24 protein-coding genes and 1 tRNA gene are annotated in these 26,048 nt (G+C 63.4%); 8 read left to right on the forward strand and 17 right to left on the reverse strand.

The features are described 5' to 3' along the window. Window positions 1–128: 128 nt before the first annotated feature. The 7 genes from phoB to EN869_RS05565 all read right to left on the reverse strand — a co-directional run bounded on the left by phoB (window position 129) and on the right by EN869_RS05565 (window position 9,774). Window positions 129–818: a phosphate regulon transcriptional regulator PhoB gene (phoB, locus tag EN869_RS05535; RefSeq protein WP_010911896.1), complete on the reverse strand. Its 690-nt coding sequence runs from the start codon at window positions 816–818 to the stop codon at window positions 129–131. Window positions 819–835: 17 nt separating this feature from the next. Continuing rightward, a complete protein-coding gene (gene phoU / locus EN869_RS05540; RefSeq protein ID WP_127225293.1) occupies window positions 836–1,543 on the reverse strand; it encodes a phosphate signaling complex protein PhoU in 708 nt (235 codons plus the stop codon). Window positions 1,544–1,563: 20 nt separating this feature from the next. Continuing rightward, window positions 1,564–2,367 (reverse strand): phosphate ABC transporter ATP-binding protein PstB, encoded by an 804-nt coding sequence (pstB, locus tag EN869_RS05545; protein WP_127225294.1) that lies wholly within the window; start codon window positions 2,365–2,367, stop codon window positions 1,564–1,566. Then, window positions 2,364–3,215, reverse strand: a complete 852-nt coding sequence (gene pstA / locus EN869_RS05550; RefSeq protein WP_127225295.1) for a phosphate ABC transporter permease PstA — start codon at window positions 3,213–3,215, stop codon at window positions 2,364–2,366. The genes pstB and pstA overlap by 4 nt, the downstream gene beginning before the upstream one ends. Before the next feature lie 3 nt (window positions 3,216–3,218). After that, window positions 3,219–4,205: a phosphate ABC transporter permease subunit PstC gene (gene pstC, locus EN869_RS05555; protein ID WP_127225296.1), complete on the reverse strand. Its 987-nt coding sequence runs from the start codon at window positions 4,203–4,205 to the stop codon at window positions 3,219–3,221. Between the two features lie 65 nt (window positions 4,206–4,270). Next, on the reverse strand, window positions 4,271–5,329 hold the full coding sequence (gene pstS, locus EN869_RS05560) for a phosphate ABC transporter substrate-binding protein PstS (protein WP_127225297.1): 1,059 nt from the start codon (window positions 5,327–5,329) through the stop codon (window positions 4,271–4,273). 722 nt (window positions 5,330–6,051) lie between these two features. Next, the gene (locus tag EN869_RS05565; RefSeq protein WP_245489370.1) at window positions 6,052–9,774 is read right to left on the reverse strand and encodes a PAS-domain containing protein; all 3,723 of its coding nucleotides are present in this window, start codon (window positions 9,772–9,774) and stop codon (window positions 6,052–6,054) included. A gap of 239 nt (window positions 9,775–10,013) precedes the next feature. Here EN869_RS05565 and EN869_RS05570 point away from each other — a divergent pair, with 239 nt between their 5' ends. After that, window positions 10,014–10,373, forward strand: coding sequence for a hypothetical protein (locus tag EN869_RS05570; RefSeq protein WP_127225298.1), 360 nt, complete (start codon window positions 10,014–10,016; stop codon window positions 10,371–10,373). 165 nt (window positions 10,374–10,538) lie between these two features. Beyond that, complete coding sequence (locus EN869_RS05575) at window positions 10,539–10,772, forward strand: hypothetical protein (RefSeq protein WP_127225299.1); 234 nt, start codon at window positions 10,539–10,541, stop codon at window positions 10,770–10,772. Window positions 10,773–10,789: 17 nt separating this feature from the next. Here EN869_RS05575 and EN869_RS05580 read toward each other — a convergent pair whose 3' ends face one another. The 4 genes from EN869_RS05580 to EN869_RS05595 all read right to left on the reverse strand — a co-directional run bounded on the left by EN869_RS05580 (window position 10,790) and on the right by EN869_RS05595 (window position 14,637). Then, the gene (locus EN869_RS05580; RefSeq protein WP_245489385.1) at window positions 10,790–11,134 is read right to left on the reverse strand and encodes a hypothetical protein; all 345 of its coding nucleotides are present in this window, start codon (window positions 11,132–11,134) and stop codon (window positions 10,790–10,792) included. A 276-nt stretch (window positions 11,135–11,410) separates the two neighbouring features. Beyond that, a complete protein-coding gene (locus EN869_RS05585) occupies window positions 11,411–12,274 on the reverse strand; it encodes a glutathione S-transferase family protein (RefSeq protein WP_127225300.1) in 864 nt (287 codons plus the stop codon). Between the two features lie 23 nt (window positions 12,275–12,297). Then, the gene (locus EN869_RS05590; RefSeq protein ID WP_127225301.1) at window positions 12,298–12,879 is read right to left on the reverse strand and encodes a VOC family protein; all 582 of its coding nucleotides are present in this window, start codon (window positions 12,877–12,879) and stop codon (window positions 12,298–12,300) included. 216 nt (window positions 12,880–13,095) lie between these two features. Further along, window positions 13,096–14,637, reverse strand: coding sequence for a winged helix-turn-helix domain-containing protein (locus EN869_RS05595; RefSeq protein ID WP_127225302.1), 1,542 nt, complete (start codon window positions 14,635–14,637; stop codon window positions 13,096–13,098). A gap of 564 nt (window positions 14,638–15,201) precedes the next feature. Between EN869_RS05595 and EN869_RS05600 the strand changes: the two genes are divergently transcribed. Beyond that, window positions 15,202–15,456, forward strand: coding sequence for a hypothetical protein (locus tag EN869_RS05600; protein ID WP_127225303.1), 255 nt, complete (start codon window positions 15,202–15,204; stop codon window positions 15,454–15,456). Window positions 15,457–15,506: 50 nt separating this feature from the next. On the opposite strand, the gene EN869_RS05605 is transcribed toward EN869_RS05600, so the two are convergent. The 3 genes from EN869_RS05605 to EN869_RS05615 form a co-directional block, all read right to left on the reverse strand. Next, window positions 15,507–15,581: transfer RNA gene (locus EN869_RS05605), tRNA-Glu, on the reverse strand. Window positions 15,582–15,666: 85 nt separating this feature from the next. Next, entirely contained in the window at window positions 15,667–16,080 is a 414-nt protein-coding gene (locus EN869_RS05610) for a VOC family protein (protein ID WP_127225304.1), read from the reverse strand. Then, window positions 16,077–16,460: a fimbrial protein gene (locus EN869_RS05615; protein ID WP_127225305.1), complete on the reverse strand. Its 384-nt coding sequence runs from the start codon at window positions 16,458–16,460 to the stop codon at window positions 16,077–16,079. Before EN869_RS05615 ends, EN869_RS05610 begins: the two co-directional genes overlap by 4 nt. Window positions 16,461–16,486: 26 nt before the next feature. On the opposite strand from EN869_RS05615, the gene EN869_RS05620 reads away from it, so the two are divergent. Both EN869_RS05620 and rpoH read left to right on the forward strand, forming a co-directional pair. Next, the gene (locus EN869_RS05620; protein ID WP_127225306.1) at window positions 16,487–17,551 is read left to right on the forward strand and encodes an RluA family pseudouridine synthase; all 1,065 of its coding nucleotides are present in this window, start codon (window positions 16,487–16,489) and stop codon (window positions 17,549–17,551) included. A gap of 214 nt (window positions 17,552–17,765) precedes the next feature. Next, the gene (rpoH, locus tag EN869_RS05625) at window positions 17,766–18,677 is read left to right on the forward strand and encodes an RNA polymerase sigma factor RpoH (protein ID WP_112100827.1); all 912 of its coding nucleotides are present in this window, start codon (window positions 17,766–17,768) and stop codon (window positions 18,675–18,677) included. A 287-nt stretch (window positions 18,678–18,964) separates the two neighbouring features. Here rpoH and EN869_RS05630 read toward each other — a convergent pair whose 3' ends face one another. From EN869_RS05630 to EN869_RS05640, 3 genes are all read right to left on the reverse strand, one after another. Continuing rightward, complete coding sequence (locus EN869_RS05630; RefSeq protein ID WP_127225307.1) at window positions 18,965–19,624, reverse strand: peroxiredoxin; 660 nt, start codon at window positions 19,622–19,624, stop codon at window positions 18,965–18,967. Window positions 19,625–19,817: 193 nt separating this feature from the next. After that, window positions 19,818–20,183 (reverse strand): cell division protein ZapA, encoded by a 366-nt coding sequence (locus EN869_RS05635; RefSeq protein WP_127225308.1) that lies wholly within the window; start codon window positions 20,181–20,183, stop codon window positions 19,818–19,820. Window positions 20,184–20,188: 5 nt separating this feature from the next. Next, a complete protein-coding gene (locus EN869_RS05640; protein ID WP_040973690.1) occupies window positions 20,189–20,461 on the reverse strand; it encodes a DUF4164 domain-containing protein in 273 nt (90 codons plus the stop codon). Between the two features lie 260 nt (window positions 20,462–20,721). On the opposite strand from EN869_RS05640, the gene tkt reads away from it, so the two are divergent. The 3 genes from tkt to EN869_RS05655 all read left to right on the forward strand — a co-directional run bounded on the left by tkt (window position 20,722) and on the right by EN869_RS05655 (window position 26,029). Continuing rightward, a complete protein-coding gene (gene tkt, locus EN869_RS05645) occupies window positions 20,722–22,710 on the forward strand; it encodes a transketolase (protein ID WP_127225309.1) in 1,989 nt (662 codons plus the stop codon). A 158-nt stretch (window positions 22,711–22,868) separates the two neighbouring features. Further along, window positions 22,869–23,879 (forward strand): type I glyceraldehyde-3-phosphate dehydrogenase, encoded by a 1,011-nt coding sequence (gap, locus tag EN869_RS05650; RefSeq protein WP_127225310.1) that lies wholly within the window; start codon window positions 22,869–22,871, stop codon window positions 23,877–23,879. Window positions 23,880–24,139: 260 nt separating this feature from the next. Next, window positions 24,140–26,029: a potassium/proton antiporter gene (locus EN869_RS05655; protein ID WP_245489371.1), complete on the forward strand. Its 1,890-nt coding sequence runs from the start codon at window positions 24,140–24,142 to the stop codon at window positions 26,027–26,029. The last annotated feature ends 19 nt before the right edge of the window (window positions 26,030–26,048 follow it).

Genomic DNA, 26,048 nt, shown 5'->3' on the forward strand with positions numbered 1-26,048 from the left:
TGGATCCTCGGGTCTGCGCCGCGTCGCTTCGCTCCTGCTCCGCCCGTGGATGACGAAGCACGAACGTCTCGGCTACTCACCAACGCGTGCGATCCGGTAGCGGACGCGTCAATTCCACGAGCGTCGCCTCAGTCCTCGCGAATGGCATACCCCGCGCCACGAATGGTGCGGATGACATCGGGCATGCGGCCGTTGTTGACGGCCTTGCGCAGGCGTCCGACATGAACGTCCACCGTGCGCTCGTCGATATAGATCGTCTCGCCCCAGACATTGTCGAGCAGCTGGCTGCGCGAGAACACGCGGCCGGGATGACGCATCATGAATTCGAGCAGCCGGAACTCGGTCGGGCCGAGCCTGATCTCGCTTTTTTTGCGGTAGACGCGGTGCGATTCGCGGTCGAGCACGATGTCGCCGACCTTGAGCACGCTGGACAGCACCTCCGGCTTGGCGCGGCGCAGCAGCGCCTTGACGCGCGCCATGAACTCCGGCGTCGAGAACGGCTTGACCAGATAGTCGTCGGCGCCGGTGGACAAACCTCGAACCCGATCGCTTTCCTCGCCGCGCGCGGTCAGCATGATGATCGGCAGCCGCTCGGTCTCGGGCCGCATCCTCAGGCGCCGGCAAAGCTCGATGCCGGAAACCGCCGGCACCATCCAGTCGAGCACGAGCAGGTCGGGAACGTTTTCCTGCAGGCGGATTTCGGCCTCGTCGCCGCGGGTCACCACTTCCACCTGGTAACCCTCGGATTCGAGGTTGTAGCGGAGCAGCACCCCCAGCGGCTCCTCGTCCTCCACCACCATGATGCGTGGCGCGATCATCGGGGTAACCTTTTCCGTCAGGCCGCCGGCGCCGACATTGCCGTCTCGTCCTGCTTCGGACGGTTGGCGGGCAATTGCATGCCGGTCAGCACATAATAGGCGTTCTCGGCGATGTTGGTCACATGGTCGCCGATGCGCTCGAGATTCTTGGCGCAGAACAGAAGATGCGTGCAAGCCGTGATGTTGCGCGGATCTTCCATCATGTAGGTCAGGAGTTCGCGGAACACGGAGGTGTATTTGACGTCGATGCGCTCGTCGTCGTTGCGCAGCTTGGCCAGCGCCGAAGCATCGCCCACCGTGTATTCCTGGACTACCGCCTGGACCTGGATCAGCACCAGCTGCGCCATGGAATCGATCGAATGTGTGAGGTCGCGCGGCGCGGCGCTGATGCCGACCGAGCCGACCCGCTTGGCGATGTTCTTGGCAAGATCGCCGATGCGTTCGAGATCGCCCGCCATGCGGATCGAGCCGACCACGTGGCGAAGATCGTCCGCCATCGGCTGCCGCTTGGCGATCAGCGTGATCGCGCGGTCGTCGAGCTCGCGCTGGCGCGCGTCCATGATGGTGTCGTCGGAGACGACGCGCTGCGCCAGCGCATTGTCGGTCTCCAGCAAAGCCCTGGTTGCGGCGCCGACCATCGAACCGGCCAGGTCGCCCATGTCGTTGATCAGCCGGCTGATCTGCCTCAGATCCTCGTCGAACGAGGCAACGGTATGTTCGGCCATGATGATGTCCTCGTATGAGCTCAGCCGAAGCGGCCGGTGATGTAGTCCTGCGTGCGCTTCTCACGCGGCGAGGTGAAAATCTTCTCGGTCCGGTCGAACTCCACCAGCTCGCCGAGATACATGAACGCCGTCTGCCGCGACACGCGCGCCGCCTGCTGCATGTTGTGGGTGACGATGACGATCGTGTAGTCGGCCTGCAATTCGTCGATCAGCTCCTCGATCTTGGCGGTCGAGAGCGGATCGAGCGCCGAGGCCGGTTCGTCGAGCAGGATGACCTCCGGCTTCACCGCGACGGTGCGGGCGATGCACAGGCGCTGCTGCTGGCCGCCCGACAGGCTCTGGCCGCTGGCGTTGAGCTTGTCCTTGACCTCGTTCCACAGCGCGGCGCGCTTCAGCGCCGACTCGACGCGGTTGTCCATCTCGGCCTTGCTGATCTTCTCATAGAGCCTGACGCCGAAGGCGATGTTTTCGTAGATCGACATCGGGAACGGCGTCGGCTTCTGGAACACCATGCCGATCTTGGTGCGCAGCAGGTTGAGGTCCTGCGAGCGGTCGAGGATGTTCTTGCCGTCGAGCAGCACCTGGCCCTCGGCGGTCTGCTTCGGATAGAGCTCGTAGATGCGGTTCAAGACGCGCAGCAGTGTCGACTTCCCGCAGCCCGACGGCCCGATGAAGGCGGTGACGCTGCGCTCCGGCAGGGACAGGTTGATGTCCTTCAGCGCCTTCGATTGGCCATAGTAGAAGTTGAGGCCTTTGACCTCGATCTTGGCCTTCTCGACTGTCGTGTCGGCTGCGTTCAGGTCAGTGGACAACATCGGTTTCATCTGTCCTCTCTGCGTCCGGTAAGGCTGCGGGCGAAGATGCTCAGCCCGAGAACCGTCAGGGTGATTATGAGTGCGCCCGTCCAGGCCAGCTGCTGCCATTCCTCATAGGGGCTCAGCGCAAACTGGAAGATGGTCACCGGCAGGCTGGCCATCGGCGCGTTGAGATTGCTGGACCAGAACTGGTTGTTGAGCGCGGTGAAGAGCAGCGGCGCCGTCTCGCCGGAAATGCGGGCGATCGCCAGCAATATGCCGGTGACGATGCCGGAAAGCGCCGCGCGATAGGCGACCGAGCGGATCACCACCCAGCGCGGTGCGCCGATGGCGGTGCCGGCTTCGCGCAGCGCGTTGGGCACGAGGTTCAGCATGTCCTCGGTGGTGCGCACCACGACCGGGATCACCAGGATGGACAGAGCGACCGCGCCGGCAATCGCCGAGAAATGGCCCATCGGCCGCACCAGCAGCTCATAGACGAACAGGCCGACGATGATGGACGGCGCCGACAGCAGGATGTCATTGATGAAGCGCACCACGGTGGTGAGACGCGAGAAGCGGCCATACTCGGCCATATAGGTCCCGGCGAGCACGCCGATCGGCGTGCCGACGACGATGCCGATGATGGTCATGACGATGCTGCCGTAGATGGCGTTGAGCAGGCCGCCGGCGTCGCCGGGCGGCGGCGTCATCTCGGTAAGGACCGCCAGCGAGACGCCGGACAGGCCCTTATAGATCAGCGCGCCGAGGATGAGCGCCAGCCAGGCAAGGCCGATGCCCGCGGCGATGACGCACAGCGCCATCATCACGCCATTCTTGCGCTTGCGTCTCTGGTGAAGCGACATAGCTACCGACATCGGTCATGCTCCCGTGCGACTATCGATGCGCAACAGCATGTAGCGCGCGATGGCGAGGATGATGAAGGTGATGACGAACAGGATCAGGCCGAGCGCCACCAGCGAGGAGGTATAAAGCTCGCCGTCGGCCTCGGTGAATTCGTTGGCGATGGTCGCCGAAATCGTCGTGCCCGGCGCAAACAGCGAGGCACTGATGCGGTGCGCGTTGCCGATGACGAAGGTGACGGCCATCGTCTCGCCGAGCGCGCGGCCGAGGCCGAGCATGACACCCCCCATGATGCCGACGCGGGTGTAGGGGATGGTCACGCGCCGCGTCACTTCCCAGGTCGTGCAGCCGATTCCGTAAGCCGATTCCTTCAGCACCGCGGGCACGGTATCGAACACGTCCTTGGTGATCGAGGTGATGAACGGCAGCACCATGATGGCAAGGATCAGCGACGACGTCAGCAGGCCGATGCCGTAAGGCGGACCGGCAAACAGACTGGAGAGGCCCGGTATGCCGTGGAAGATATTGATGATGAACGGCTGCACCTTCGTCTGCAGGAACGGCGCGAACACGAACAGGCCCCAGATGCCGTAGATGATCGAAGGAATGCCGGCGAGCAGTTCGACAGCGATGCCGATCGGGCGCCTCAGCGGGCGCGGGCAGAGCTCGGTCAGGAAGACGGCGATGCCGATGCCGATCGGCACGGCGATGAGGATGGCGATGGCCGAGGTGACGATGGTGCCGTAGATAGGCGCCAGGGCGCCGAAATTCTCGGTGACCGGATTCCAGGATTCGGTGGTCAGGAAGGAGAAGCCGAACTTCGATAGCGCCTCCCACGAGCCGGCGAACAGCGAGATCGCGACGCCGCCGAGAAGGACCAGAACGAGTATGGCGGAAAGACGCGTGGCCGTTCGGAAGATCGTGTCGGTGAGGGCGAAGCGGCGCACCGTCGCTTCTCTGGTCCGCATCGCGGACGATGTCACGGCTTCGGAAACGGCACTCATCGAGCCCCTCGCATTTCGAAAGAAAGACAGGAGGGCGCCGGAGCGCCCTCCCCATTCGCTAAGAATTACATGCCGGAGTAGATCGGCTTGCCGTCCTTGTCGACGATGTCCTTGCCCCACATTTCCTCGACGCTCTTCACGACCTTGTCGGGCATCGGAACGTAGTCGAGTTCTGCAGCCATCTTATCGCCCTTGGCATAGGACCAGGCGAAGAACTTGAGCGCTTCGGCCGTGGCGGCTGCATCGTCGGGCTTCTGATATACGAGGATCCAGGTGGCGGAGGTCATAGGCCAGGATTCGGCACCTGCCTGGTTGGCCAGGATGACGCCATAGCCCGGCTGCGAGCTCCAGTCGGCATTGGCCGCGGCAGCCGAGAACGCCTTGGCGGTCGGCTCGACCTTCTTGCCGTCCTTGTTGATAAGGTCGGTATAGGTGAGCTTGTTCTGCTTGGCATAGGCATATTCGACATAGCCGATCGCGCCGCCGGTCTGCGAGACATTGTTGGCTACGCCCTCATTACCCTTGGCGCCGATACCGACAGGCCATTCCACAGCCTTGTCGACGCCGACCTTCGACTTCCAGTCGGCGCTGACGTCGCCGAGATAGTAGGTGAAGTTGAAGGTGGTGCCGGAGCCGTCCGAACGATGGACGACCGCTATCGCCTGGTCGGGCAGCTTGATCTTGGGGTTGAGCTTCTTGATCGCAGCGTCGTTCCAGTTGGTGATCTTGCCTAGGAAGATGTCGGCCAGCGTCGGGCCGTCAAGCACCAACTCGCCCGGCTTGACGCCTTCGAGGTTGACGACCGGAACGATGCCGCCCATCACCGTCGGGAACTGCGCGAGGCCGCTCGACTTGAGATCGTCGCCCGTGAGCGGCGCGTCGGAAGCGCCAAAGGTCACGGTCTTGGCCTTGATCTGCTTGATGCCGCCGCCGGAGCCGATCGACTGATAGTTGAGACCGGTGCCGGTCTCCTTTTTATAGGCGTCGGCCCACTTCGCATAGATTGGGTAGGGGAATGTGGCGCCGGCACCGGAGATGTCCGCGGCCCAAGCGGCGGACAGGGTGAGCGTGGACGCCGTAGCCATTGCAATCGCAACGGCCGCCGAGCGGATAAAATGTCTCATGTGGCCTGCTCCTGTTCGGAATATGGTCTCTTGGCACCGCCTTCTGCCGGCGCCCGGTGAGGGCAATAGACTTCGATTATTACAGTCGCATGACAGTTTCGTGTCAGCCCGGTAACGACTGAACGACCATGTTCGGGAGGGGTTCCGCCAGGCTTTCCGGGCCGGCCGGAGTTTGCCGCGGGAATCAGCAACTTGTCTGACTTTTGAATAAAAAATTATCCCGGCGGCCGGATCATGGCCGCCGGGAAATAAAATCCGGACGAGAGCGCGTTGCCTGTACGCCAGAGCGGATCATGGCTTGGCCATCGCCGAAAACAGGTCCGTTGGGGTAGAGTCGACGCTGTTTCTTGTTGGCGGTCGCTTGCTCCCGCCCGTAACCGAAAGGCGGAATCAGTGCCAACATTGTCCGAACTTGGCGTTTGCTTTGATATGGTGCGATCGCACCATACGCGTGCGTAAGCGTCTCGCCGGCGTCGGCCCGCGATTTTGGCGCGATCAGAGCAATTCCAGGAAAAGTGTGAGCGGTTAGGTTCGGCGCGTTCGCCGTAACCTTCCGCCTGGAATTGCGCCAAAACAAGGAGATAGGGCGTTTCGCCGTTTCCGTGAAACGGTGAAACGCCCTAAAGCGAGTCGCGTCTGAACGGCCTCATGCGACGCGCTTTAGGTTGTTGTTTTATGCATGTCGTTGCCCCAAACCGCTGCGCACTTTTGGGCGACATGCATTAGCCGGCGTTGCGCCGGGATTCGATGTCCGGACCCAGCCAGCGCTCGAGCTTTTCGAGCAGCGCCCGCGGACTGATCGGCTTCGGCAGGTAATCGTCCATGCCGGCTTCCAGGCAGCGTTCGCGGTCGCCCTTCAGCGCGTGCGCGGTCACGCCGACGATCGGCACATGCGTGCCCATGTCTTCCTCGAGCCGGCGAATGGCGCCGGTCGCCTCCAGCCCGTTCATTTCCGGCATCGACACATCCATCAGGATCATGCGCGGATTGAGCTTGCCGAACGCCTCGAGCGCCTTGCGGCCGTTGCTGACGATCTCGAAGCGGTAGCCGGTCTCGCCGAGGATCTGGGTGAACACCAGCTGGTTCACTTCATTGTCCTCGGCGACCAGAATGTCGAGCCCGAGCTCCGCATCGGCCGGGCGCGGACGCGCGCGCGCCGGCGGCGGCTGCAGCATGGCCCGATCCGATGCCGCCGTCTGCGCCGGCGCGGCCCGCGGCGCGCCTTGAGCGGCGGCGGCCGGTTGCGCCGCGGCGCTGCTGTGGCGATGGCGCTGGATGGTCGCGACGAGCGTTTCCAAGAGGATGGACGAGCGCGCCGGCTTGATCAGTTGCGCATCGATGCCGAGATCGCGATAGGCCGTGTTGGCGAGCGACTGGTCGACCGAGGTCAGCATGATGATCGGCGTATGCGCGAGGCCAGCCGTGTTGCGCACGATGCGCGCCATCTCGGCGCCGCTCATGCCGGGCATCTGGTAGTCGAGCACGACGCAATCGACCGGCACGCCATAGGCGGCGGCGGCAATCAGCACCTTCAACCCCTCGGCACCGCTTTCGGCCGCGCAGGCATCGAACGTCCACGACGCCATCTGCTCGCTAAGGATCGAGCGGTTGACGGCATTGTCATCGACGATGAGCACGCGCGCGCCGGTGACGTCAACCGGCGTGATGCGCTGCCCGCCCTGCTCGGCCCTGGGCAGCGTGACGGTGAACCAGAAGCTCGAGCCCTTGCCTTCGGCGCTGTCCACGCCGATCTCGCCGCCCATCATCTCGACCAGCCGCGAGGTGATGGCAAGACCGAGCCCGGTGCCTTCGTGCCGCCTGGTCGAGGAGGTGTCGACCTGGCTGAATTTTTCGAACACCAGCTTCAGCTTGTCTTCTGGAATGCCGATGCCGGTGTCGGTGACCGATATTGTGAGCCTTGTTCCCGCGGGAACCCGCTCGCCCGTCACGTCGACCAGCACATGGCCTTCGTCGGTGAATTTCACGGCATTGCCAAGCAGATTGGTGACGATCTGCCTGACGCGGCCGACATCGCCGACGAATTGGCCGTCGAGCCCTGGCTGGACGCGGACGATGAGCTCCAGATCCTTCTCCTTGGCGCGCGTCGACACCAGCGTCGCCACATCCTCGATCGCCTCCGCAAGGTTAAACGGCGCCGGGTCGAGCACCAGCTGGCCGGCGTCGATCTTGGAGAAGTCGAGGATGTCGTTGATGATGGTGAGCAGCGCGTTGCCGGATTTGACGATGATGTCGGTGAACGTCTTCTGCTTCGGATCGAGGTCCGACTTTGCCAAAAGCTCTGCCATTCCAAGGACCCCGTTCATCGGCGTGCGGATCTCGTGGCTCATATTGGCGAGGAATTCCGACTTGGCCCGGTCGGCGAGCACGGCACGCCGGCGCGCTTCGCTGAGCTCGGCCTCGCGCTGCTTGAGCTCGGTAATGTCGGTGGTGGAGCCGATGAGATAGAGCGAGCCGTCGGAGGCGATCATCGCGCCCTTGCGCGCGAACTGGTGCCGGACGCTGCCGTCCGGCAGCGTCACCGTCTCTTCGATCTCCTGCGTCTCACCGGTGCGCAGCACGGCGAGGTCACCGGCCACGAAGGCTTCGCCATCCGCTCCGAATATCTCGACATCGGTCTTGCCGATCGCCTCTGCCCTGCTGAAGCCGGTGAGATCGCACCAGCCCTGGTTGACGTAGAATTGCCTGAGGTCCGAGCGCTTGGCGTAGATCGACACCGGCACATTGTCGATGAGGCTGCGGAACACCTCGTTCTCGCTCATGCTTTGCCGAAGCGCCTGCTCGCGCGCCTTGACGTCGGTGATGTCGGTGCTGGAGCCGACCAGGTGCACCGAACCGTCGGTCGCCACCAGCCGGCTCTTGCGCGTCATCAGCTGCCGCACCGTGCCGTCGCGATGCGTGACGGCCTCCTCGACCTCGAGCCCGGCGCCGGTCGCCACGACTTCGGTGTCGTCATTGCTGAAGCCATCGGCTTCTTCCGACGCGAAAAGCTCACGATCCGTCTTGCCGAGCACCTCGTCCTTGTCGAATCCGGTCAGCGCGCACCAGGCCTTGTTGACGAATTCCATGCTGAGATCGTCGGCCTTGATGAAGGCCGCCACTGGCAGCTCGTCCATCACGTGCCGGTAGAGGTCGATCTGGCGCATGGACTCGCGCAGCGCCTTCTCGCGGACCTTGATGTCGGTGATATCGACGCGCACGCCGATGAACGTCCCGTCATCGGTGCGCATGTCATAGACCTGGTACCAGCGCCCGTCGGCGTTGAGTCGCTCGTAGGCGGAATTTGGCAAACGGTACCGCTTGAGCATGGCGTCAAGCCAGCGCTCGGTGTCGACGCCATACAGACTGTCGATCTGGGTGTCGCCGCTCGATCGGAAATAGCCGACCGAATGACCGAGAACCAATGCTTCGCGAAACGTGCAGCCCGGCTGCCAGGCCGGCTTCAGCGCCGGCAGCGTGTCCTGCAGCTTGCGGTTGGCGAAGACGAAGCGGTCGTCGCGGTCGTAGATGATGACGCCAGCCGGCAGCGATTCAAGAACTGTGGCGAGGTTCCTGCGCGCGTCCTCGGCCTCGGTCTCGCGCTGCTTCATATCGGTGATGTCGACATAGGAGATCAGCCGTTTGCCGCCCGGAAGCGGCGCCAGCGAGGCGATCAGGGTGCGGCCGTCGCTGCGCGGCAACTGCCTGGAGCCTGCGGCGCCGGCCCGGATTTCGGCTTCCCGCTCGGCCACATGGCTTTGCCAGTTCCGCTCCTCGCCGCCGAACGGATCGGCGGCACGAGTGGCTTCCATGAGGTCGCGAAAGGAGATGCCGGCCGGAGCGCGCAGCGGATCGACCTTCCAGAAGTCGTAGAAGGCCCGGTTGATCACCTCGACACGCAATTCGGCATCGACAACGATGACGCCGATCGGCATCGAATCGACCATCAGGCTGAGATTGCTGAACGTCTCGGCCGTCCTGGCATTGGCTCTTTCGATCTCGGCGTCTCGGCGCTTGACCTCGGTGACGTCATAGTAGGTCAACAGGCGCTTGCCGCCGGACAATGCCGTCACCGAGAATATCATCGTGCGGCCGTCGGCATGGACGAACTCGCGCGGCGCGACGGAACCGGCACGAATTTCCGCGATTCGGCTGGCAAGGTAGCGCTGCCACTCCTGTTCGTCGATCTCGCCATAGATGCCGTTGCGGCGATTGAGATCCATCAGGCGGCTGAATGGCGCACCGACAGTCACCGCCCCGTCGGGGATCTTGGACAACTCCCGGTAGGCTTTGTTGATGATCAGCGTGTCGAGCTGGGCGTCCAGAAGCACGACGCCCATGCGCATGGCGTCCATCGTGCGTTCGAGATCGGCAAGATGCTGTTCGCCGCCTTCGTCGACGGGCGTGTCGTCGTCATGCCCAACCGTTGCGTCGAGGGGGTTGCGCATGCCGCTTGTCCCACTCGTCTTGCCCACATCCGCCATATTGTTGCCACCCCAACCGAACCCCCTTCGCGGTTCGTCAGCGGAATGTGCCCGACAAGCATTAACGATCCGCTAACCATAACGAATTGCAACCACGCGCCGTCGAATGCCGTTGAGACAATCGCAACCCTGGCGCCGGATGCGCTAGTCCGCCTGTTGGCGATCATGGGAGCGACGCCTATAAGGTGCCTGAGGTATTGCTAATGTTCGGTCGATTCGCTGCCTTTATCCTGTGCCCGGCGCTGCTTGCAGCGGGCGGCTGCGCGCGCAGCGACGATGGCACGGTGATCGTTCCGAGCCGGATGGATGTCAGGCGTGTCTGGGACCGGGCGCCGCCGGGAACGGTCGCATCGCGGCAGATCGCCTCGGATGTGTTTCCCTTGCCGCCGAGCGCGCCGGCAAGCCTGCCGGCGAGCCCGACCGTCCGGCGCCACTCCAGACCCGCTTCGACGAAGCCGTCCTTCGGCCAGGATCTGTCCGACCCGGCATCCGGCGAGCAGAGCCCCCTCACCTGCAGGAATGTCGGCGAAGACGGCAAGCGCTATCGCGTCGTCTGCGAATAAAGTTCCTTCAATCTGTGGATGCAGTGCCGGCCGGACAAGCGCCGAACAACCGCCAGCGTAAGAAACCGAGCCGCCGTCGCGATCACGGATTGCTGATGAAACCTTTGACCGGTGGTGACGTTTCCCGGCATTGATGCGATCCGCGCTGCACCCAGGAGACTGAAGATGTCCATTCACTTCACCGTCTCTGGCCTGACCAGGAACCTGATCCATTCGCTTTGGTTGAATCATGAGCAGGCGCCGAGGCCCCTTACCCCGGAACAGAACCTTCTGCTGGATTGTTACCTGGCCGGGCAGATCCCGGACTCGGCCTGGAGCGACTATGTCTTCGAGATGCCGGAGTTGGAAAAACATGCCCAACTCAGGCGTACCAGGTCAGGCGTGGGCGGCCTGACTTGAAACGGTGAGCCTGCCGCTCATTTCTTCGGCGAATTGAACTGTAGCGTGAAGACGTTGCCGGGAATGCCTTGCGCCAGCGCCGGCGAAAGGCTGAGCGGCAGGCAGTCATTCAGCGCCTTTATCGCCGCATCGACATAGGCCTTGCGCGCCTTGTCGTCGCCGGCGACATGAATGGCGGTTGTTTTAGGCGGCCCGATCAGCGTGCCGTCGCGCTTGAAGCTGAAGCTGAGCGTGACCGAGGAATTGTCGGAATTGGCCGGCGGCGTCCAGCAGGCCAGCAGGGCGGCGCCGACCTCGTTCATGCCGTTGAGCGGTGCGGTGGCGCCCGCTGGAAAGGGCACAACCGACAGCGCTCCCGCCATCATCAGAAATCTTGCCGTGTTCATCGCAGGTCCTCGTCGCCGTCGCTCTGCCCCTGACGGCATCGTACGATCCATGACGAGGATGACAATAGGCTTTCAGTCCACCGGTCGGTGGTGCAATAATACTGTCGTGATTTCGGCGATGGCCGCAAAAAAGCAAAAGGCCGGCACGGAGCCGACCTTTCCCTTGCCTCGCCATCGCGCCAGTACATCCGTGGTCGCTGCGAGGACTGAGACCAGTAGACAGGCCTTGGGTAAACGAAACCTTAACCGCCGCTAGGCTCTCGCCTGCGATTTCACATGCGCGATGTAGCCGCGCACGTCGCCGGCCGGTTCCGCATAGGCCTTGCCGAGCTTCTTCTCCAGCGCCGCCATATATTCCTGCGCCCATTTGGGCAGCGGGTAGTCGACGACCGCCAGGAATTCGAGCGTTGCCGCCAGCCTTATATCGGCGATCGACGGGTGGTTGCCGCCGATGAACGGTTTGCCGTTGCGGAAGAAGGAGTGAAACACCTCGAGCGGCTCGGCGATCGCGGCCATCGCCGCCTTCTGCGCCTCCGATTTCTTGTCGGGATGGGCGTCGCTGTGGCCAACCTCGCCGGCATATTGCGGAAAGCCGAGCGCCGGATAGGTTGCGCGCGCGACATAAGGATAAAGCGTGCCGATCAGATAGAACATGGCGCTGTCGATCATCGCCCGCTTGGCCGGCGCCTTCGGATAGAACTTCTCCAGCCCGTGCTTGTTGGCGAGATACTGCATGATGGCGCAGCTTTCCCACAGCACCCCGCGTGGCAGGCCCTTGTCCTCGATCATCGGCGTCAGATGCGCCGGATTGCGCGCCAGGAATTCCGGCGAGCGCGTATGGCCCCAGGCGTCGGTCTCCCCGGGATCGAGCCCGGCCGCGCGCGCGAACACCCGCACCGTCATGTTGTTGACGCTCGGCCTCAGCATGCTGAGTTTTATCCCGGGCTTCTTGGCCGGCTTTGCCTTGGCCTTGGGCGCGGCTTTTGCCGTCGCTTTAGCCGCGGCTTTAGTTGTCGCCTTAGGCGCGGCTTTTGCCGTCGTCGCAGCTTTTGCCGCTGCCTTCGCTGCCGGCTTTGCCGCGGGTTTCTTCGCGCTCTTCGTTGCAGCCTTTGCCATCTGTTCCTCCCCTTATGGCTTGCTCAATATGGATTCTTCGCCGTCCGCTCATCCGACAGGGTTTCGCGCGACCGCTCGACCAGCGCCTGGATGGCGTCGGCGAGATGGAGTTCGGCGATATTGTAGTCGCCGCGCTCCACGCGGATCTTGTGCGCCTCCATCAGCACGTCGGCATGCGTGAAGCCGGCCGGCGGCTCGAAGCGATAGGACGCAAGTTCGATCAACAGTCCGAGCGGATCCTCGAAATAGATCGAATCCATGAAGCCGCGATCCTTGCCGCCGCTGTGTTTGATGCCGCGCTCGTCGAGACGCGCGACCGCCTGCAGAAAGGTGACCCGCGACACCGCGAAGGCGATGTGATGGACGCAACCGATATCTGTCGGCGTCCGCCGCTTGACCGGGGTCCGGCTCTCGTCGGTGAAGACCGTGATCAGGCGCCCGTCGCCCGGGTCGAAATAAAGATGGCTTTCGCTCGCCTTGTCGAGATTGGGCTGCTCGAAGATGAAGGGCATGCCGAGCACCCCTTCCCAGAAGTCGATCGAGGTCTGGCGGCCGGCGCCGACCAGCGTGATGTGATGAACGCCCTGCGACTGCAGCTTCCGCATTGGTTCCTCCCCGCGTTCCTCTCGCCTCTTCCGCTGGGCGAGTTCGAAACCGTAGCCCTGGCGCCTTCGGCCAGGGAGCATGACGCAATGCTAATTCAATCCGCGACACCACGCCAGAAGGGACATGTGTCGCTCTGAACCTGGATGGAAGAGCTTGGACGACTAACGGGAATCGAACCCCTATCCCGCCGTGGCAGGCTCCTCGAAACGCGCGGATCATTCGAGGCCGGCGGCCCGCAGCCCCTCGATATAGGCGGCGCGATCCTGTTCCCGGATCATCGGGTAGTATTTCTCCACCCATTGGACCGACAGCGTTGGATGGAGCCGCTTCGCCTCTGAAAGGGCATGTGCCGCCTCATCGAGATCCCCTGCCATTCCTGCCGCGGCGGCCAGCGTACGCCACGCAGCCCCAAAATGTGGCCGAAGCTGCACTGCTCGGTGCTCGAAACTCGCTGCGTCGACGAATCGTTGAGCAACGAAGTGACACATCCCGGTCACGGTCAAAACTCCCGGCTGCTGCGTGGAATCGCGCGGGCTAAGTCGCTCGGCGATCGCGAGATGGTGCAGGCCGTCCTCCGGCATTCCACCAAAGCCGTAAGCGGCGCCCAGAATGACATGTGCGATGGCCAGGTTTGGATTGAGCGTGATCGCATCGGTTAGTGCGGCGACGGCTGCCTGCGTTCGGCGTGCCATCATGTGCACGTATCCGGCAGCGAAATGCGTCCAAGGATCGTCGGCATCATGCGCAATGGCTCGCTGAGCCATCTCATTTGCCCTCGGAAGAACCTCGGCCGGCTCCGCCAATCCGAGCAGCACCCGGGAAGCCATCGTCCAGGCGAACAGGCTATTGGCACGCGGGTAGTCCGGGTCAGCGTCTACGGCCCTGCGTAGCAGTTGCTCGGCGACCGCGAGCTCGCTTTCCGAGCTCCAGCTCCATATGTGAGGCATCGCTTTCATTACGAAACCCCAGGCGTCCAGGCTGGCGGGAGGCCGGCTGATGTAACGCTGATGCTCTGCCGCATAGAGTTTAGGTTCGACGGCACCGATGACGCTATCGGCGATCTGATCCTGCAGCGTGAAGAAATCAGCCAGCTGGACGTCGTATCGCTCTGTCCATACTTGGCGCCCACTGGAGGTGTCACTCGCCTCGGCGCTGATCCTGAGCCGCTGACCCGAGCGGCGGACACTGCCGCCCAGCACGTAACGGACTCCGAGTTCACGCCCGACCTGTTTCACGTCGAGGGCTTTGTTCCTGTAGCTGAAGGACGAGTTGCGGGCGCAGACGAAAAGCCACCTCAGCCGCGCCAGCCGCGTGATGATATCTTCAGCGAGACCGTCGGCAAAATATTGCTGCTCGGCATCGTCGCTCAAGTTGACGAAAGGGAGCACGGCAATCGAAGGCTCAGGCTCCTCAGAATCTCGCGCGGCTGCTACCTCGTCGAGCCTCTCGATCGCGCCGGTGAAACGGTAACCAACCCGCGGAACGGTTGCGATCCACTCTGTTCCGTCTGCCATGGAGCCCAGAAGCCGCCGCAGGGACGCGACCTGGACCGAGAGATTGCTTTCCTCGACTGCGGTCCCCGGCCAAGCGGCGTCCAGTAGTTCGGACTTGGTCAGGACCTCGCCGGCGCTCCTTGCCATCGCCGACAGGAGCAGCAGCCCCCGGTAGCTGATCGCGACAGGCAGGCCCTGCCTCAGAAGCGTTCCCGCCTCGGGGTTGAGCACAAAAGGGCCAAATGCGAGCCGCTGCTCCGGCATTGCGAGACATTATGTGTTTTCGGTGATTTTCGGAACTGTTCGGCCGCGCTTCGATACGTTTTGTAGGCGGCCTGACATCTTGGCTCCAGCTCAGCCACAGGAGAGCGTGCAATGCTTGGGAGCCGGGACTACCCGACGATGGCAACTGAAGCCCCAACTGTAAGGCCGGCTCAAAGCCCTCCCCGACGTGAGGAGGAGTTCCGTGCCGCGCTCGACCGCTACATGGCCTTGTATGCCGAACAACAAAGACGCTATGCAGACTCTGTCGAGCGGTTTGGCGAACGCGCCGGATCGCGTCTGCGGATGCGGAAACGGTCAACGTCGTGCTGGGCCGTTTCGCCGGTGAAAATCATCGAGAAGTTTCGCAGCAGTCCCAAATCGTCTGCATCGGGAAAGTTGCTCCTAAAGCGCCTTTAGGCCGGCGACGGCTCAGCAGTTTGGACCGACTCGGACATGCTTTGCATGTCGTGATAGCTATAGCTGGGGCAGGCTCCAATCGAGACCTGCGTTTAAGATCGCGCCTGCCCTTCGGAACTCTCTGCCCGCAGTGACCGTTAGCGGTTGATGGCACTCGCTGACGACATCCAGATGGCAGAACGGCACGTTCTGCAAGCCGAGCGGCACATAAAGCGCCAGCGCGCGCGTATCGCCGCGCTGAAGCGCCACCGGTTGCCGCGGGGCAAGGCGTCCAACTTTCTGCAATTGCTTGAAGATGCGCAATCGATGCACCTCCAGCACCTGTCGAGGTTACTGGAGCAGGCGGCTCGGGAAAGAACCGAAGCCGGGCTCGCGGCTTCCGTCTCCCTGGCAGCCGAGTAACCGAGCATGCTCAACTGGGTTGAGGCTGTTCGATCGTGTTCTCGGAAGCTTGGTACGCCCAAGGGGAATCGAACCCCTGTTCCCGCCGTGAGAGGGCGGTGTCCTGACCGCTAGACGATGGGCGCGCTCAGAACCGGCTACATAGGCTGGCGGCTGGGAAAAAGCAACTGGGGTTTCAGGCACTCCACCCACTTTGCTCAAGGCCGCCGGTCAGCCCTGCCGTTTCGGCTCGATCAGATCCCAGAGATTGCCATGGAGATCGGAAAAGACCGCCACCGTGCCGTAGGCTTCATGACGCGGCGCTTCGCGGAAATCGACGCCTTTCGCCAGCATCGCCTGGTGGTCGCGGGCGAAGTCGTCGGTCTCAAGAAAGAGAAAAACCCGGCCGCCGGTCTGGTTGCCGATGCGGCTTGCCTGTTCCTCGCCGGAAGCTTCCGCCAGGAGCAGCCGCGCGCCCTGGCCCTTCGCCGGCGCGACGGTGACCCAGCGCTTGCCGCCGCCGAGGTCGACATCCTCGGTCAGCACGAAGCCGAGCCGCTCGACATACCAGCGAACCGCCTCGTCGTAATTGGCGACGACGAGCGCGACGGTCGCGACGCTGCGGCGTTCGGCAAAGCCGCTCATTTGTTGCGGATCGCAAACTGGCCGATGACGCGGCGTTCGGCGATGTCGTAGACAAAGATCGAACGGCTGCCGTCGGCGAGCTCGGCGTCGATCGACAGGCGGTTGCCGGAGAGCGACTGGCTGACCATCTTGGCGCCCACGGGAAGCACGATGTCGCCCGATAGCGACGCGCCGGCCGGCGCCTGGACATCCCCGGCGGGCGCAAGGCCGGCCACCGGCGCGTTGCGGGCTTTGTAGACAAGCGCTCCGATCACCACCATAAGGGCGATGAACAGAAGGCCGAGATTGACGATCATGAAGCGAACGAGCTTGCGGCGCACATTCTCGGCCGCGGGGTCGAGCGGCTTTTCCTCGTCTTCTTCGGCAAGAGGCCTGGCCATGGCAAAACAATCCGCAACGGGTTTCGATGAGCGCTCATAGCGAAGAGACCCCTATATTGATAGAGGACGAATTGGCGGACGAGGAATCCGGCGAAGCCGTCGCGCTGGAAGCCGGCCCGGACGCCGCCGGCCAGCGCCTCGACCAGTGGCTTGCCGCCCGGCTCGGGCCGGATCTCTCGCGCAGCCGCGTACAGGCGCTGATCCGCCAAGGCGCCGTCTCCATTGCCGGCAAGCCGGTGCTGGAAGCCAAGCGCAAGCTGACGGCCGGCGAGCGCGTCGAAATTCTGGTCCCCGCGCCGGAACCCGCCGAGCCGCAGGGCGAGAACATTCCCCTGGACATCCTCTACGAGGACGACGAGCTGATCGTCATCAACAAGCCGGCGGGGCTGGTCGTCCATCCCGGCGCCGGCAACTGGACCGGCACGCTGGTCAACGCGCTGATCCAACATTGCGGCGACAGTCTGTCCGGCATCGGCGGGGTCAGGCGGCCGGGCATCGTGCACCGGCTGGACAAGGAGACCAGCGGCGTCATGGTCGTGGCCAAGACCGACCGCGCCCACAAGGCGCTGTCGGAGGCCTTCGCCGACCATGGCCGCACCGGCGATCTCGAGCGCGCCTATCTGGCGCTGGTATGGGGCATACCGCAGCGGCCGACCGGCACCGTCGACGCAGCCTTGGGCCGCGCAGCCGACCGCGTCCGCCGCGCCGTGGTGCCCGAAAGCCGCGACGACGCCCGGCATGCCGTCACCCATTTCTCCGTCGTCGAGCGCTTCGGTGAGGAACAGCAGAGCTTTGCCACCGCAAGCCTGGTCGAATGCCGGCTGGAGACCGGCCGCACCCACCAGATCCGCGTCCACATGGCCCATATCGGCCATCCCGTGATCGGCGATCCGGATTACGGCCAGGCATTCCGCACCAAGGCCAACCGGCTGCCCGAACCCTTGAAAACCAAGGTCAAAGCCCTTCCCCGGCAGGCCCTGCACGCCTGGCTCCTTGAATTTCGGCACCCGACCACCCATCTAACGATGAGGTTCGAAGCGCCGATGCCCGGAGACATGGAGGAACTCGTCGGCGACTTCCGGAAACTTTGAACCACCCGCCACGAACAAGCTGCAAACCAGCCATCAAAAACCTGACCGGCGTTGTTCACTTTAGCGTGACAGACTGTTTAGCGTTGAACAAATGCCTGTCTTTTCTGGTTTTGTTCCTATATACACAGGTTGTCGCGGATGAGCCTTTGGCATCCGTGACGCGTGCCCGCCGCGTTTCGGGGGCATCCACTCCAAAGAGAGAGGGGGCGCTATCATGGCCCAATCATTACCCAGTATCGTTTCCGGTGAAGGCGGTCTCGCCCGTTACCTGGAAGAAATCCGCCGCTTTCCGATGCTTCAGCCGCAGGAAGAGTACATGCTCGCCAAGCGTTATGCCGAGCATCAGGACACCACGGCTGCCCATAAGCTCGTCACCAGCCATTTGCGGCTCGTCGCCAAGATCGCCATGGGCTATCGCGGCTACGGCCTGCCGATCGGCGAGGTGATCTCGGAAGGCAATGTCGGCCTCATGCAGGCCGTGAAGAAATTCGAACCGGAGCGTGGTTTCCGGCTCGCCACCTATGCCATGTGGTGGATCAAGGCCTCGATCCAGGAATACATCCTGCGCTCGTGGAGCCTGGTCAAGATGGGCACCACCGCCAACCAGAAGCGTCTGTTCTTCAACCTGCGCAAGGTGAAGGGCAAGATCCAGGCGCTCGACGATGGTGACTTGAAGCCCGACCAGATCGCCGAGATCGCCACGCGCCTCAACGTTTCCGAGGCCGAAGTGGTGTCGATGAACCGCCGCCTGTCGGGCGACGCCTCGCTCAACGCCCCGATCCGGGCGAGCGAAGGCGAGTCCGGCGAATGGCAGGACTGGCTGGTCGACGACCACGAAAGCCAGGAAGAGATGCTGATCGAGCAGGACGAACTGGAAAACCGGCGCTCGATGCTCTCGGGCGCTCTGTCGGTGCTCAACGAGCGCGAACGGCGCATCTTCGAGGCGCGCCGCCTCGCCGAAGAGCCGCTGACCTTGGAAGAGCTCTCGGCCGAGTTCGACATCAGCCGCGAGCGCGTGCGCCAGATTGAGGTGCGCGCCTTCGAGAAGGTGCAGGATGCGGTCAAGGCCGCCGCCAAGCGCCAGACCCAGGCGCTGCGCACAATCGAGGCGCAGCCCGCGGCGTAAAGCTCAAGGCACGATTGAAAAAGGCGGCGCTTCGGCGCCGCCTTTTTTGTTGGCGAAAGCGGCGAACCAGCCCTTTCTCCCCGTTCACGGGGAGAAATGCCCGGTCCACCCTCCGTAGCTGCAGCGAAGGATGGGCAGGGCAATGAGGGGCAGCGCCAAGTCTGCGAGGTTGTCGCTTAGAGCGAACATTTCCGGATCCGAGAGGAAGCCGGGCTTCAAACGCCGCGCCGCCCCTCATCCGCCCTTCGGGCACCTTCTCCCCGTGGAACGGGGAGAAGGAAAGGCTCTCACGCCGTCGGCTGCTTGGTCTTGCGCAGATACGGCAGGACCGTCTCATACGCCCCAAAACGCTTGATCGCATCCTCGTTGGAAACGGCGGCGGTGATGATGACGTCCTCGCCCTGCTTCCAGTTCGCCGGCGTCGCCACCTGGTGCTTGGCGGTCAGTTGGATGGAATCGATGACGCGCAGGATCTCGTCGAAGTTGCGGCCCGTGGTCATCGGATAGGTCAGCACCAGCTTGATCTTCTTGTCCGGGCCGATGACGTAGACCGAACGCACCGTGGCGTTGTCGGCCGGCGTGCGGCCTTCAGAGCTCTCGCCGGCCCCCGCCGGCAGCATTTCGTAGAGCTTGGCGACCTTGAGGTCTTTGTCGCCGATCAGCGGGTAGTGCACGGTCTGGCCGGTGGCGGTCTTGATGTCTGCCTGCCATTTGTCGTGGCTCGACACCGGATCGACCGAGATGCCGATGATCTTGACGTTGCGCTTTTTGAACTCGCCTTCGAGGCCGGCCATGGTGCCGAGCTCGGTGGTGCAGACCGGGGTGAAATTCTTCGGATGGCTGAACAGCACCGCCCAGCCGTCGCCGATCCAGTCGTGGAACTTGATGGTGCCTTGTGTGGTCTCGGCCGTGAAATCCGGCGCGATGTCGTTGATACGAAGACTCATGGCCTGTCCCTACCCTTTTTCGAAAAAATTGTAGCCGGCTTGCGGCTGGCCGTTGCCGGCGCCGAAGCCTAGCACCATCACGGCGCCGATTAAACGCTCGCGATGATGACCACGCCTTGCGCAAGGCGAAATTTTTGCGCGACGGCCACCAATTCACGGCAGGATTTTCCGCCATGTTGGGAGTGGGAGGTGCTCAGGCCTTCCTTATGGCGAGCGTGGCGCTGAGGTCTTCCATGCGCTGCGCCAGCGCATCGAGCGCCGTGGTCAGCACGCTGTCGCTCTTATCCGCCTTGGTCAGCGCCTCGTCGCGCGTCTTGCGCAAGGTCAGCACTTCGCTCTCCATGCCCTTGACGCGCTTGGTGAGCTCGGACAGCTCGTCCATCACCATGATGCCGGCCATGACGGTAAGCCGCTGATCGCCGATCTCGCCAAATGAATCCTTCAGATGCGAGACATAGCGGTCGAAACGCTCCGCAAGATCGATCAGGTGCTCTTCCTGGCCTTCGTCGCAGGCCATCCGGTATTGCTTGCCGTCGATGGAAACCGTGACCTGTGCCATTGGCCCTACCTGTCCAGAACCGCCCGGATGGTTTCCATGGCGGTTACCAGCCGGCGCGACACTTCCTTGTTGGCGTCTTCCAGCCGTTCGGCGCGTGCCTCGGAATTGTCGAGCTCCTGCGCCAGGCGCGAGCGGTCGGCATTCATGCGCTGCACCTCGGCCTCGGCTTCAGAGTAATCGCGCTCGTGCTCGAGCCGCGCCGCCACGGCATTTTCCAGGCCTTCCATGGCCTTGCCCAGCCTGGCGATGACTTCCTTGAGGGTCGTTTCCCCGGTCATGGCCTTCGTCCTATGCCCTGCCCATCACCGAATCGCTCGCGTTCAGAACGCGTTACCTCGGAAAGATTAGGCACCGGGTGAAGGGCGCGTCAACAAAGCTCTCGCGACTGTCCCCCGCTATCGCTAATGTAAGGCGCTCGATGCGATCACAAGCCCGGCAAAATCCGCCCCGATTTGTTGACTAAAAGGCCGTGCCTGCTATGTGTCGCGCACCCTTTCCCTAGGGTTTTCCCAAGCCCAACCCCATTCCCGGAGGAAGCATGAGCTCGCGCGAACAACATGACCGGATGGCCAATGCGATCCGTTTTCTTTCCATGGACGCCGTCGAGAAGGCGAACTCCGGTCACCCCGGCCTGCCGATGGGCTGCGCCGATATCGCCACGGTGCTGTTCAGCCGTTTCCTGAAATTCGACGCCAAGGCGCCGCACTGGGCCGACCGCGACCGCTTCATTCTCTCGGCAGGCCACGGCTCGATGCTGCTCTATTCGCTCCTCTACCTCACCGGCTATGAGGACATGACGATCGACCAGATCAAGAATTTTCGCCAGCTCGGCTCCAAGACCGCCGGACACCCCGAATACGGCCACGCCGCCGGCATCGAGACCACCACCGGCCCGCTCGGCCAGGGCCTTGCCAATTCGGTCGGCTTCGCGCTCGGCGAGCGCATCATGAACGCCGCTTTCGGCAACGACCTCGTCAACCATTACACCTACGTGCTGGCCGGCGACGGCTGCCTGATGGAAGGCGTCTCCCAGGAAGCCATCGCGCTGGCCGGGCACCTGAAGCTCAACAAGCTGATCGTCTTCTGGGACAACAACAACATCTCGATCGACGGCCCGGTGTCGCTGGCCGACAACACCGACCAGGTAGCCCGCTTCCAGGCGTCTGGCTGGAACGCCAGCCACATCGACGGCACCGATCCGGAAGCAATCGCCTTCGCCATCGAGGCTGCGCGCCATTCCGACAAGCCGACGATGATCGCCTGCAAGACCACCATCGGCTTCGGCGCCCCGACCAAGGCCGGCACCAACAAGGCGCATGGCTCGCCGCTCGGTGCCGAGGAAATCGCCGGCGCCCGCAAATTCTTCAACTGGGACTCGCCGCCCTTCGAAATTCCCGCCGACATCCTCGACGCCTGGCGCGCCATCGGCACGGGCGGCGCCAAGGCGCGCGCCGACTGGGAAGGCCGCCTCGCCAAGGCCGAGCCGAAGCTCAAGGCCGAGTTCGAGCGTCGCATCGCCGGCAAGCTGCCCTCCAACTTCGACGCCGTCATCGCCGACTACAAGAAGAAGCTCTCAGCCGACAAGCCGAAGGTCGCCACCCGCAAGTCCTCCGAAATGGCGCTCGAAGTCATCAACGGCGCAGTGCCGGAAACCATCGGCGGCTCGGCAGACCTCACCGGCTCGAACAACACCAAGACCAGCCAGACCAAGAACATCACGCCGGACGATTACGGCCAGCGCTATGTCCATTACGGCATCCGCGAGCATGGCATGGCGGCGGCGATCAACGGCCTGACCTTGCATGGTGGCCTGATCGCCTATGGCGGCACCTTCCTGTGCTTCTCCGACTATGCCCGCCCGTCGATGCGGCTCGCCTCGCTGATGGGCATTCGCTCGATCTTCGTCATGACGCATGACTCCATCGGCCTCGGCGAGGACGGCCCGACCCACCAGCCGGTCGAGCATATGGCGGCGTTGCGCGCCATCCCGAACCACAATTTCTTTCGCCCGGCCGATGCGGTGGAAACCGCCGAATGCTGGCAGATCGCGCTCGAATCCGAAAAGACGCCGTCGACGCTGGCGCTGACCCGCCAGAACCTGCCGACGGTGCGCACTGAATTCATCGAGAAGAACCTCAGCCGTCAGGGCGCCTACGAACTGGCCGCCGCCAGTGGCGAGGCGGTGGTCACGATCTTCGCCACCGGCTCCGAGGTCGAGATTGCACTCGGCGCGCGCGACCTGCTCGAAAAGCACGGCCACCCGACCCGCGTCGTTTCGGTGCCCTGCTTCGAGCTGTTCGACCAGCAGAGCGACGACTACCGCAAGAAGACCATCGGCAACGCCAAGGTCAAGGTTGCGATCGAAGCCGGCATTCGCCAGGGCTGGGATCACCTGATCGGCACCGACGGCATCTTCATCGGCATGCACGGCTTCGGCGCCTCGGGCGCGATCGAGCAGCTCTATCCGCATTTCGGCATCACCGCCGAGGCAGCGGCAAAGGCGGTCGAAGCCCGTCTGCACGGCTGACCGGGCTGCGTCAATTCGCGGGGCCGCAAATAGGCGGCTCCGCCCTGCTGGACCAATCTAATCGATTTAAATCCAGCCTTCTGCGGCTGGATTCTTTGGCCCATGGCCGCTATGAAGCAGCGGACCCAATTGCGCCCAGCCCCTAGGGAGAGAAAACAATGACCGTCAGAGTTGCCATCAACGGATTTGGCCGTATCGGCCGTAACATTCTGCGCGCCATCCATGAATCCGGCCGCAAGGACATCGAGGTCGTCGCCGTCAACGATCTCGGCCCGGTCGAGACCAACGCGCATCTGCTGCGCTATGACAGCGTGCATGGCCGCTTCCCGCATGAGGTGACCGTCGACGGCGACCAGATTTCGGTCGGCAAGGAGAAGTTCAAGGTCACGGCGATCAAGGATCCAAGCCAGCTGCCGTGGAAGGAACTCGGCGTCGACATCGCGCTCGAATGCACCGGCATCTTCACCGCCCGCGACAAGGCCGCCGCGCATCTCACCGCCGGCGCCAAGCGTGTGCTGGTTTCGGCGCCCGCCGAAGGCGCTGACCTCACGGTCGTCTACGGCATCAACCACGACAAGCTGACCAAGGACCACATCGTCATTTCGAACGCGTCCTGCACCACCAACTGCCTAGCGCCGCTGGCGGCGGTGCTGCACGAGACCGTCGGCATCGAGAAGGGCATGATGACGACGATCCACTCCTACACCGGCGACCAGCCGACGTTGGACACCATGCACAAGGACCTCTACCGCGCCCGCGCCGCGGCGCTCTCCCAGATCCCAACCTCGACTGGTGCCGCCAAGGCGATCGGCCTAGTGCTGCCCGACCTCAAGGGCAAGCTCGACGGCATCTCGATCCGCGTCCCGACCCCGAACGTCTCGGTCGTCGACTTCAAGTTCATCGCCAAGCGCTCGACCACCGCGCAGGAAATCAACGAGGCGGTCATCGCCGCCTCCAAGGGCAAGCTGAAAGGTGTTCTGTCCTTCACCCAACACCCGAACGTCTCGATCGACTTCAACCATGATCCGCATTCCTCGATCGTGGCGCTCGACCAGACCAAGGTGATGGAAGGCAACTTCGTTTCGGTGCTCTCCTGGTACGACAATGAATGGGGCTTCTCGAACCGCATGGGCGACACCGCGGTTGCCTTCGGCAAGACCATCGCCTGATCGAACGCTCGCTAAGCGCTTTGAAACGCCCGGCTTCGGCCGGGCGTTTTTTATTGGCCGCCCGGGCCAAAAACCACGCTGTCGCCTTGCACCGGTCATGTCTTCGCCCCACTCTCCGGTAAAGCGACAAATAGAGGGATTTGCAGCAATTCCAGGAAAAGTGTGAAGCGGTTTTCCGTCCGGAATTGCGTCAATGGAAAGTGATAGAGCGGTTCGCCGTTTCCGCGAACGGTGAAACGCTCTAGGAGGGGCACTGGCGGATGGAGCATGCGATCTATCTCGTGACGCTGGTCGGCACGGCGCTTATTGTCGCCGCCGCGTTTTCGAGCCTGATCGCCTTCCGCTTCGGCGCACCTTTACTGCTCCTCTTCCTCTGCATCGGCCTTGCCACCGGCGTCGACGGTCTCGGCATCGAATTTGACAATGCGCGGCTGGCTTACTTTGCCGGCTCATTGGCTCTGGCCATCATCCTGTTCGATTCCGGTTTCGGCACGCCGCTCAACGCGCTCAGGCAAGCGGCCGGGCCGGCGCTGTCGCTGGCCACGATCGGCGTTATCCTGACCACCGGCATCTTTGCTGCCGCCGCGTCCTATGTTCTGAAACTCGATTGGCTGGAATCCTCGCTGCTTGGCGCTGCCGTCGCTTCGACCGATGCGGCCGCGGTGTTCTTCCTGTTGCGCGCCGGCGAAATCCATCTGCGCGAGCGCGTGCGTTCGACACTCGAAGTGGAATCCGGCACCAACGACCCGATCGCCATCTTCCTCACCATCACACTGGTCGAGATCATCGCCGCGCATGCCAACCCGGAAGCCAATGTGCTCGCGACCAGCCTTTTGCTCGGCTTCCTCGTAAATATGGGGCTTGGCGCCGTCATCGGCGTGCTTGGCGGCTTCGGCATCGTGCGTCTCGTCGAGCGGCTCAATCTCGATCATGGCCTGCTGCCGATCTTCGTGCTGACGCTGTCGCTGATGGTCTTCGCGGCGGCCGGAGCGATCGGCGGCTCGGGCTTCCTAGCCGTCTACCTTGCCGGGCTGATCGCCGGTAATTCCGACATTCGCGCCGTCACCATCCTGAAGCGCTTCCAGGACGGCATGTCATGGCTGGCGCAGATCATCATGTTCCTGATCCTCGGCCTGTTCGCCACGCCCTCGCAGTTCCCGGCGATCCTGGTGCCGGCGGTCCTGCTCGGCCTGTTCCTGATCTTCGTGGCGAGGCCGGTCGCCGTCTGGCTGTGCCTGATGCCGTTCCGGCTGCCGCGTCCCGAGGTCGCCTTCGTCTCCTGGGTCGGCCTGCGCGGCGCGGTCTCGATCCTGCTTGCCATCACGCCGCTACTCGGTGGCCTCGAGCATGGCCGCCTGATCTTCAACGCCGCCTTCATCATCGTGCTGGTATCGCTGGTGGTGCAGGGCTGGACGGTCGGTCCGCTGGCGCGCCGCCTCGGCCTGATCGTGCCGGCCCGCCTCGGGCCGCTGGACAAGGTCGAGCTCGAATTGCCGGGCTCGGCCCATCACGAGCTGCTCGCCTATCGCGTGGTGCCCGGCAGCCCGGTGGCGCGCGGCGAGCGCATCCCGCGCTGGGCAAGGCCGTCGCTGGTGCTGCGCGACGGCCGCTCGATGCGCTTCCAGGACATGGGCCGGCTCACCGCCGGCGATCAGGTCTACATCTTCGTGCCCGACCGTTATCCGCGCCTGCTCGACAAGCTTTTCGCCAGCCGTGCCGTGGTCGACCCCGAGGATGCCGACTTCTTCGGCGCCTTCGCCGTCGATCCGGCCCGCCCGGCGGCCGAACTTGAAGCCGCCTACGGGCCGGGCCTGACCGAGGCCGAACAGAAACTCACCGTCGCAGCACTGGTTTCGGAGCGGCTCGGCGGCCGCCCCGAATATGCCGACCGCGTCGTGATCGGTCCGATCGAGCTGATCGTGCGCGATGTCGACGAAAAGGGCAGGATCACCGGGCTTGGCCTCTCCTTCGAGCCGACCGCGCCGGTGGCGCGCGTGCCGGTGTTTATGAGTGCCGGCGAGATCGGCGACCGCATAGCGGCGCTGATCCGCAACTGGCGCAGGCCGGTGGAAAAGCAGCCGGTCGAGGACGTGCCGATCGACCCCGTGGCGCCGGCACCGGGCGAGCAAAAGGCAACCGGCGAAGGCTGACGTCTCACGACGACATCAT

Source organism: Mesorhizobium sp. M2D.F.Ca.ET.226.01.1.1 (assembly GCF_004022705.2).
Taxonomy (GTDB): domain Bacteria; phylum Pseudomonadota; class Alphaproteobacteria; order Rhizobiales; family Rhizobiaceae; genus Mesorhizobium.

What these genes read in the sequence shown, in the direction of transcription:
- phoU (WP_127225293.1), bottom strand. Translation starts at nt 1,543, where the DNA reads ATGGCCGAACATACCGTTGCCTCGTTCGACGAGGATCTGAGGCAGATC.
- EN869_RS05635 (WP_127225308.1), bottom strand. Translation starts at nt 20,183, where the DNA reads ATGGCACAGGTCACGGTTTCCATCGACGGCAAGCAATACCGGATGGCC.
- EN869_RS05610 (WP_127225304.1), bottom strand. Translation starts at nt 16,080, where the DNA reads ATGAGCGGCTTTGCCGAACGCCGCAGCGTCGCGACCGTCGCGCTCGTC.
- EN869_RS05630 (WP_127225307.1), bottom strand. Translation starts at nt 19,624, where the DNA reads ATGAGTCTTCGTATCAACGACATCGCGCCGGATTTCACGGCCGAGACC.
- pstC (WP_127225296.1), bottom strand. Translation starts at nt 4,205, where the DNA reads ATGAGTGCCGTTTCCGAAGCCGTGACATCGTCCGCGATGCGGACCAGA.
- EN869_RS05600 (WP_127225303.1), top strand. Translation starts at nt 15,202, where the DNA reads ATGGCACTCGCTGACGACATCCAGATGGCAGAACGGCACGTTCTGCAA.
- pstA (WP_127225295.1), bottom strand. Translation starts at nt 3,215, where the DNA reads ATGTCGGTAGCTATGTCGCTTCACCAGAGACGCAAGCGCAAGAATGGC.
- pstS (WP_127225297.1), bottom strand. Translation starts at nt 5,329, where the DNA reads ATGAGACATTTTATCCGCTCGGCGGCCGTTGCGATTGCAATGGCTACG.
- EN869_RS05585 (WP_127225300.1), bottom strand. Translation starts at nt 12,274, where the DNA reads ATGGCAAAGGCTGCAACGAAGAGCGCGAAGAAACCCGCGGCAAAGCCG.
- EN869_RS05640 (WP_040973690.1), bottom strand. Translation starts at nt 20,461, where the DNA reads ATGACCGGGGAAACGACCCTCAAGGAAGTCATCGCCAGGCTGGGCAAG.
- EN869_RS05620 (WP_127225306.1), top strand. Translation starts at nt 16,487, where the DNA reads ATGAGCGCTCATAGCGAAGAGACCCCTATATTGATAGAGGACGAATTG.
- EN869_RS05580 (WP_245489385.1), bottom strand. Translation starts at nt 11,134, where the DNA reads ATGGCGGGAGCGCTGTCGGTTGTGCCCTTTCCAGCGGGCGCCACCGCA.
- gap (WP_127225310.1), top strand. Translation starts at nt 22,869, where the DNA reads ATGACCGTCAGAGTTGCCATCAACGGATTTGGCCGTATCGGCCGTAAC.
- EN869_RS05590 (WP_127225301.1), bottom strand. Translation starts at nt 12,879, where the DNA reads ATGCGGAAGCTGCAGTCGCAGGGCGTTCATCACATCACGCTGGTCGGC.
- pstB (WP_127225294.1), bottom strand. Translation starts at nt 2,367, where the DNA reads ATGAAACCGATGTTGTCCACTGACCTGAACGCAGCCGACACGACAGTC.
- rpoH (WP_112100827.1), top strand. Translation starts at nt 17,766, where the DNA reads ATGGCCCAATCATTACCCAGTATCGTTTCCGGTGAAGGCGGTCTCGCC.
- EN869_RS05575 (WP_127225299.1), top strand. Translation starts at nt 10,539, where the DNA reads ATGTCCATTCACTTCACCGTCTCTGGCCTGACCAGGAACCTGATCCAT.
- EN869_RS05570 (WP_127225298.1), top strand. Translation starts at nt 10,014, where the DNA reads ATGTTCGGTCGATTCGCTGCCTTTATCCTGTGCCCGGCGCTGCTTGCA.
- EN869_RS05595 (WP_127225302.1), bottom strand. Translation starts at nt 14,637, where the DNA reads ATGCCGGAGCAGCGGCTCGCATTTGGCCCTTTTGTGCTCAACCCCGAG.
- tkt (WP_127225309.1), top strand. Translation starts at nt 20,722, where the DNA reads ATGAGCTCGCGCGAACAACATGACCGGATGGCCAATGCGATCCGTTTT.
- phoB (WP_010911896.1), bottom strand. Translation starts at nt 818, where the DNA reads ATGATCGCGCCACGCATCATGGTGGTGGAGGACGAGGAGCCGCTGGGG.
- EN869_RS05615 (WP_127225305.1), bottom strand. Translation starts at nt 16,460, where the DNA reads ATGGCCAGGCCTCTTGCCGAAGAAGACGAGGAAAAGCCGCTCGACCCC.
- EN869_RS05565 (WP_245489370.1), bottom strand. Translation starts at nt 9,774, where the DNA reads ATGCGCAACCCCCTCGACGCAACGGTTGGGCATGACGACGACACGCCC.
- EN869_RS05655 (WP_245489371.1), top strand. Translation starts at nt 24,140, where the DNA reads ATGGAGCATGCGATCTATCTCGTGACGCTGGTCGGCACGGCGCTTATT.